At 40.7% G+C, this 3534-nt stretch carries 5 protein-coding genes; 2 read left to right on the top strand and 3 right to left on the bottom strand.

All coding sequences use genetic code 11. The features are described 5' to 3' along the window. Nucleotides 1-37 precede the first annotated feature (37 nt). The 3 genes from HMPREF2607_RS05185 to HMPREF2607_RS05175 all read right to left on the bottom strand — a co-directional run bounded on the left by HMPREF2607_RS05185 (nucleotide 38) and on the right by HMPREF2607_RS05175 (nucleotide 2093). Nucleotides 38-727 (bottom strand): Bax inhibitor-1/YccA family protein, encoded by a 690-nt coding sequence (locus HMPREF2607_RS05185; protein WP_014633867.1) that lies wholly within the window; start codon nucleotides 725-727, stop codon nucleotides 38-40. A gap of 23 nt (nucleotides 728-750) precedes the next feature. Then, a complete protein-coding gene (locus HMPREF2607_RS05180; RefSeq protein WP_002883682.1) occupies nucleotides 751-1254 on the bottom strand; it encodes an HD domain-containing protein in 504 nt (167 codons plus the stop codon). A 101-nt stretch (nucleotides 1255-1355) separates the two neighbouring features. Then, nucleotides 1356-2093, bottom strand: a complete 738-nt coding sequence (locus HMPREF2607_RS05175) for a TrmH family RNA methyltransferase (RefSeq protein ID WP_021143532.1) — start codon at nucleotides 2091-2093, stop codon at nucleotides 1356-1358. Between the two features lie 102 nt (nucleotides 2094-2195). Between HMPREF2607_RS05175 and HMPREF2607_RS05170 the strand changes: the two genes are divergently transcribed. Together HMPREF2607_RS05170 and yidC are read left to right on the top strand one after the other, a co-directional pair. Next, nucleotides 2196-2474, top strand: a complete 279-nt coding sequence (locus HMPREF2607_RS05170; RefSeq protein ID WP_014633865.1) for an acylphosphatase — start codon at nucleotides 2196-2198, stop codon at nucleotides 2472-2474. An 86-nt stretch (nucleotides 2475-2560) separates the two neighbouring features. Further along, nucleotides 2561-3478, top strand: coding sequence for a membrane protein insertase YidC (gene yidC, locus HMPREF2607_RS05165; RefSeq protein ID WP_021143531.1), 918 nt, complete (start codon nucleotides 2561-2563; stop codon nucleotides 3476-3478). The last annotated feature ends 56 nt before the right edge of the window (nucleotides 3479-3534 follow it).

Here is a 3534-nt window from a genome sequence, read left to right as displayed (position 1 = left end):
TCGTCACCCACTACAGTTGACAAAGAGCCTTTTTTTACTAATTACGTCTAGCAAAGAGTCGCAAGATATTCAAGAATAAGTTAATGAAATCCAAGTAAAGACTAAGTGCCATAGAAACTGCCCATCCATCTGTGACTTGACCATTGGCACCGTAGTAAACCTTTTTAATCAACTGGTTATCGTAGGCAATTAAACCAGAGAAAATGAGAATTGATACAATACTAATCACAAAACTCATCATGCTACTTGCAAAGAAAATATTAATCAAGCTAGCCACAATAATCCCAATCAAGGCTGCCATAAGGAACTTAGCCATGCCTGATAGATCTCGCTTAATGCTAACTCCGATAAGGGCCATGATAAAGAAAACAATGGCAGTGCTAAGGAAAGCTTGAAAAACTATAGCTTGCGTGTATTGAACGATGATAAAACTAAGTGTAAATCCATTCAAAGCGGAATAAACCAAAAATAAAGGTAGGGCTGCAGGTGTATTTCTTCGTGCAGCACCGCTAGCCAAAAAGACCAAACCAAACTCTAAAAAGAGGGCTGCCATGTAAACCCAAGAATAATTCATGAGAATATTGACAAAAACATGAGAGAGAGGGAAGAGCATCAGATAAGAAATGACTGCTGAAAGTCCCACTCCCATACCAACAAGGCCATAAATCTTTCCGAAAAAGCGGCTTAAGCCCGCATCACTAGTCGTATAAATTGCATTTGATTCCATAGTTATCTCCTAAAAATAATGAATTATTGGTGGTGGCTTTGTAGGGTCTTACGACGGAAAAACTTACGATTTTTGATTCGGTTTCGTAAGGGTGTCGCCGCTTCTTTAACCGCCCAATACTTATCCACCATAGTAACAATATAAGATTCCTTATACTTCGGTGGTGCAATCGTTGCTCCCCACATATGCTTGAGGATAATATCCTCTTCTTTTTTGTTTAAATTAACAAGCTTTCTGGCATTACGAACAGCAATACGTGGGTGTACCCAAGCATGACTCTTGTTAAATTTAGTCACTCGCCAATCATAATAGAAAAAGTCATGTAAGAGACCGCCTCGAGCAGTACTCTTGGCATCCCAGCCAAATTTTTTAGCAATCTTATAGCTGGTGTAACTAACATTAACCGAGTGTTCTAAACGTGTCGAATGATGGTGCTGTACAATCCCATCCAATTTTTGAAAACGTGGGTGTGAAATCAAATGTCCCACAACTTCCATGAATTCTTTATCATCTTCTGGTCGTTTCATAATAATACCTCATTAATGTTTCTAATGCTTCTTAATTATACCACTAGTCCTTAAAATTACTTTAAAAGTCAGTTGTTTTCTCCTAAAATCATCCTTGAGACCTAGAGACTAAACATGAGAATTCCTGCTGCAACAGCAACATTCAGACTCTCCGCCTGACCTGACATGCTAATATGTACGAGTTGATCAGCAGACTCAGCCATTTCCTGACTAATTCCTTGACCTTCATTTCCCATCACTAAGGCAAAATTGCCATCTGTCTTAACTGCTTTATAGTCAACGGAGATATCTGAGAGAGTCGTTGCCAAGACGGGTACGCCTTGCTTTTTGCAAGCCTCAACCATGTCAAGAATTGGTCCACGATAGATTGGAAGATGGAAATGACTTCCCTGCATAGAACGCAAGGTCTTCTGATTATAAATATCAGCTGATCTGTCTGACAAAAAGACTCCATCATAACCTGCGGCATCTGCTGTGCGAATCATTGTTCCTACATTGCCAGGATCCTGAACATCCTCCAAGAGAAGGTACTTCCCTGAGAGAGGTTCTGGCAAGGCTTGAGATTGTTTAGCAACTTCTGCCACAATCCCTTGGGGGGTCTGAGTTTCACAGAGCTCCTTGAGCACCTCCGGACTAACCAACTTAACCTTAGCCATATTAGCCACACGATCAGCCATTTCCTCAAGCACGAAAACTTGAAGAATATCGGCACCACTTGCCTTTGCTTCCTCAAAAAGATGCCATCCTTCTAAAAGATAACTAGTTTTACGGTGCTTGCGCTGCAATAATTTTCTAGCAGACTTAATGCTAGCATTTTGCTTTGATTGAATGATTTCCATACACTCATTATAGCAGAAATTCCTTGATAAATCTTGGACTTGACCGACTTTATAGCAAGGATTATACTAAAGGAAAGAGCTTTCAAAAGGAGGTCATGGACCATGCAAAAAGTACGATTATTAGTCTCAGGTAGAGTCCAAGGTGTTGGTTTTCGTTATTCAACCTATGCTCTAGCACTAGATATTGGAGAAATATACGGTCGGGTTTGGAATAATGACGACGGAACTGTTGAAATCCTAGCTCAGTCAGATAATCCTGCTAAGTTAGCTAAATTTATTCAAGAAGTTCGAAAAGGACCTTCAAAATGGTCTAAAGTAACCTATGTCGATGTGACCATGGCAAACTTCTCAAATTACAGCGATTTTCGGATGGCTAATTAAGAGGAAGCCACCGTTTTTAGCTTGTTCTCTTTCTTAAAAAAAGGTAAAATAGACAAGTATAACTAAAAAACAAAAGGAATGATATTGTGAATAAAAATCAAAAACGTCTAGCCCTGATGGGGCTTGCTGCCAGCATGCTTTTCTTCCTATCAGGATGTGTGAGCCTTGATAAGTCTGGTAATCCTACTGGTTGGGTCTGGAACCTCCTTGGTCGCCCTATGAGCCACGTCATCACCTACTTCGCAGATAATCTTGGTCTTGGCTTTGGTCTTGGTATTATCTTTGTTACCATCATTGTTCGTTTGATTATCTTACCACTTGGTCTTCACCAATCTCGTAGCGCAGCCTACCAATCAGCAAAACGTGAGTACCTTGCGCCTATCTTGGAACCAATCAACGAACGTTTGCGTAACGCCAAAACTCAAGAAGAAAAAATGGCTGCCCAGTCTGAACTCATGCAAGCTCAGCGTGAAAACGGTCTAAGCTTGATGGGTGGTGTCGGCTGTCTTCCTCTATTGATTCAGTTCCCGTTCTTCTCAGCACTCTACTACGCAGCACGTTACACTCCTGGTGTACTCCAAGATAACTTCCTCTGGTTTAACCTTGGTCACCGTGACTTCCCATTGATTATCATCATCGCAGCTCTTTACTACTTCCAATCTTGGTTGTCTATTCAACAAGTTCCTGAGGAGCAACGTAAACAAATGGCAGCGACGATGTACAGTATGCCAATCATGATGATTTTCTTTGGTATTAGCTCACCTGCAGCCGTAATCCTCTACTGGTTCGTTGGTGGTATCTTCTCTATTATCCAACAGTTGATTACCAACTACATCATCAAACCTCGCTTGAAAGAAAAAGTTGCTGAAGAGTTCAAAAAGAACCCTCCAAAAGCACCTCGTACAACACCAATCAAGCGTAAAGATGTGACACCAAAAAATACTCAAGCAATTGCAAGTAAACCAAAGAAAAATCGTAACGCCGGTAAGCAAAATCGTAAATAAGCTACAAAGCACTCTTGGCATTTTGATATGCCCCCTGTCAAGTAGACAGGTTAAAT

The sequence above is a fragment of the Streptococcus sp. HMSC078H03 genome (assembly GCF_001808655.1).
Lineage (GTDB): Bacteria > Bacillota > Bacilli > Lactobacillales > Streptococcaceae > Streptococcus > Streptococcus salivarius_G.
This window is presented reverse-complemented; position numbering and strand designations above follow the sequence as displayed.